The 264-nt window shown below is 73.5% G+C and carries 1 protein-coding gene; it reads right to left on the reverse strand.

Annotated elements, in window-relative coordinates; all coding sequences use genetic code 11:
- A partial coding sequence (locus ACZ6JE_RS15290; protein WP_464319497.1) for an alcohol dehydrogenase catalytic domain-containing protein occupies positions 1-261 on the reverse strand: 261 nt, incomplete at its 3' end.
- Positions 262-264 lie beyond the last annotated feature (3 nt).

The raw sequence follows: 264 nt of genomic DNA on the forward strand, positions 1-264 counted from the left end.
GGCGTCTCGCGGCGGGCACCCCGGTGACCGTGCACCCCGCCCGCTCGGGTCCGCGTCGACCCGGCCCGAGAGCTCGTGGCCGGGGGCCCGCGGCTCCTCGACGACGAACGCCCCGTTGGCACCCTCGAAGTAGTAGTGCAGGTCGGACCCGCAGATGCCGACGTCGTCGACCCGGATCCGCACCTCCCCCTCGGCTGGCTCGGGCGTCGCCACCTCGCGCGCGGTCAGGACATGGGCGGAATCGCTCTGGATGGTCTTCATGCT

The sequence above is a fragment of the Frigoribacterium sp. AC759 genome (genome assembly GCF_979256015.1).